1 protein-coding gene and 2 pseudogenes are annotated in these 2,880 nt (G+C 47.3%); 2 read left to right on the top strand and 1 reads right to left on the bottom strand.

Annotation, left to right across the window (positions count from 1 at the left end; all coding sequences use genetic code 11):
- A pseudogene (locus RMO52_RS00030) lies at positions 1-838 on the bottom strand (ATP phosphoribosyltransferase regulatory subunit); the annotation flags it as partial.
- A gap of 64 nt (positions 839-902) precedes the next feature.
- Between RMO52_RS00030 and purD the strand changes: the two are divergent.
- Positions 903-2,162: a phosphoribosylamine--glycine ligase gene (purD, locus tag RMO52_RS00025; RefSeq protein WP_310409899.1), complete on the top strand. Its 1,260-nt coding sequence runs from the start codon at positions 903-905 to the stop codon at positions 2,160-2,162.
- Positions 2,163-2,334: 172 nt separating this feature from the next.
- Positions 2,335-2,880, top strand: a pseudogene (locus tag RMO52_RS00020) (ABC transporter substrate-binding protein); the annotation flags it as partial.

Genomic DNA, 2,880 nt, shown 5'->3' with positions numbered 1-2,880 from the left:
GAACACCATTAATTACGGTAGTTAATTCTTCGATTCCTAGTTTAAATCGATCGGCATCGGGTAGTTTGGTGGCAAAGTCATTGAGAGTAGTCAGGACTCGATCGACATCACCTTCGATCTTGATAAAATCGATAACCTGCTGGGATTGTTCGGTTGATAATCCCTGCGTTGCTAAACCTGTTAATACTTTAGCAACGCCGACTTTTTCGAGGGTGTCGATAATATTAATACAGACTTTGATGCGATCGGGTGATACACCCAATGAATCAAAGAAGCCTGTCAATACTTTGCGATTATTAATCCGAATCAGGAACTCACCGATATCAATCTGACTGAAAATTTCAGCGATGATCGCTGGCATTTGAGCATCATAAAGTAAGCTCAATTCTTTACGTCCGACAACATCGATATCGCACTGACGAAATTGGCGATAGCGGCCATCTTTTGCCCTTTCGCCCCGAAAAACCAGATCCATCTGATATCTAGCGAAGGGAAACTGCAAATCGTTGAGGTGACGGGCGATATAAGCAGCTAGTGGTACGGTTTGATCGAACTTCAACGCTCGCGCTTCCGATCCGGTATCGCCCTTGCCAGCTTCATCTCGCTCTGCTTGGCGATTGGGCGGGAGCATTGGCTGCAAACCGTAAATGATATTATCGCCCTGGTTTCCCTTCGCCTGAAGGACTTCTAGCCGCTCTACAGCAGGCGTTTCGATCGGCGTGAAACCATAGCTCTCATACACCCGCCGAATTGTATCCATTAGGTGTTGTTCGAGGCGCTTTTCTCCAGGTAAAAATTCCGGAAAGCCGCTGGGAGTGGAAAAGTTAATTTTATCCATGAGATGGGAGATGATAAAGTGTACAGAAGGATTAGCAACAAAGTCGCGGGGGAGTTTAGCGTCGGTGAAAATTTTAGTTGTTGGTAATGGTGGGCGAGAACATGCGATCGTGTGGGCATTATTACAATCTCCTCAAGTTACCCAAGTTCTGTGTGTCCCTGGTAATGGCGGTACAGCGACGATGCCGCGCTGTCAAAATCTCTCGTTTAGAGTAGATGATTTTGGCGGGATTGCCAGATTTGCCGAAGTAAATGGAGTTTCCTTAGTAATTATCGGCCCCGAATTGCCATTGTCGTTAGGAATTGTTGATTACCTTCAAAATCGGAATATTCCAGTATTCGGCCCAACTCGCGCAGGTGCCCAAATTGAGTCTAGCAAAACTTGGGCTAAAGCTCTCATGGAAGCTGCGGGCATCCCGACTCCCAAATCGGCAACTTTTACAGATTTAACGACCGCACGCGCCTATATCGAGCAACAAGGCGCACCGATTGTTGTCAAAGCTGATGGATTGGCTGCTGGTAAAGGTGTGGTAGTAGCCGAAACTTTACACGATGCACTCACTGCCGTCGAACTATTATTTGCTCAAAACTATGGCAAGTTACTGATCGAAGAATATATTACGGGTCAAGAAATATCGGTAATCGCCCTAACTGATGGTAAAACTATTCGACCCTTATTACCAGCTCAAGATCACAAACGGATTGGCGACGGTGATACGGGCGCAAATACTGGGGGGATGGGTGCCTATGCCCCAGCACCACTAGCAACGCCAGCTTTGATGAAACGGATCCAAACTGAAGTTTTGGAACCAACCTTGGCGACCCTCAAGCGTCGCGGCATCGACTATCGGGGTGTAATCTATGCTGGGTTGATGATTGCGCCCAGTGGGGAACCTAAAGTATTAGAATTTAACTGCCGATTTGGCGATCCTGAAACTCAAGCCATTTTGCCCCTACTAGCTACTCCCCTGGTCGAATTGCTCCTAGCCTGTGTCGAACAGCGATTGGCAGCGCTCCCACCGATCGAATGGAAGCCAGCCGTGTCAACTTGTGTCACAATTGCAGCGCATGGCTATCCCGGAAATTACGATCGCGGTCGGGTGATTGGTGGCATTGATGCGGCAAATACAGAAGGCACGATGGTCTTTCATGCGGGTACTCAACTCAGGCAAAATCGCGTCCTGACTGACGGCGGACGCGTACTGGGTGTAACCAGTATCGCCCCTGACTTTGCCACCGCGATCGATCGCGCCTATCAGGGCGTCAGAGCGATTACTTTTGAGGGGATGTACTATCGCCAAGATATCGGGCAAAAAGCCTTGTAAGAGATGGGAGATGGGAGATGGGAGTAGACAGTAAAAAGATGTTTTGCTTGTTCTAAGACCAATTCAATCACTTTTTCAAGATAGTTGAAAATGCAAAGTTGTTCTCCCAACTCCCACTTCCTAACCTCCCACTTCCTAACCTCCAACTCCCAACTCCCATCTCCCATCTCTTATGCAACGTCGATCCTTTCTAGTCACCCTTGGTAGTCTGGCTCTAGGAAGTGGCTTAACTAGTTGCCAAGGTCAAAATCGAGCTATTCTGAGATTATTAGCACTAAAGAGCGCGCTACCACCTCAATTACTAAGTGAATTTAGCAAGTCGATTCAACCGATCGCGTCTAAAGTAGAGTTAGTTGGTGAAGGTCAGTTTAAAGAGATTTTGACTCAGCTTCAAGAGTGGTATAAAACTGGCAAAGCTGAATCTAAAGGCTTGAAAATTCCTTTGATTCCGCCGAGTAAGTCCGCAGAATTTATCCCTAATTTGGTGACGATCGGTGATGCTTGGTTGTCAAAGGCTATTCAGGATAAAGTGATTCAACCGATCGATCCTCAAAGTCTCACAAATTGGGCTAAATTAGAACCCCGCTGGCGGGAATTAGCGCAACGAGACGATCGCGGTAATAACAGCACTAAGGGTCAAGTTTGGGGCGTTCCTTATCGCTGGGGAACGACGGTAATTATCTATCGCCGCGATCGATTAGCAGCAGCTAATATTCCC

The organism is Chamaesiphon sp. OTE_8_metabat_110 (assembly GCF_031382685.1).
Lineage (GTDB): Bacteria > Cyanobacteriota > Cyanobacteriia > Cyanobacteriales > Chamaesiphonaceae > Chamaesiphon.
The sequence above is the reverse complement of the archived record's forward strand: the minus strand, read 5'-3'. Positions and strand labels throughout refer to the sequence as shown.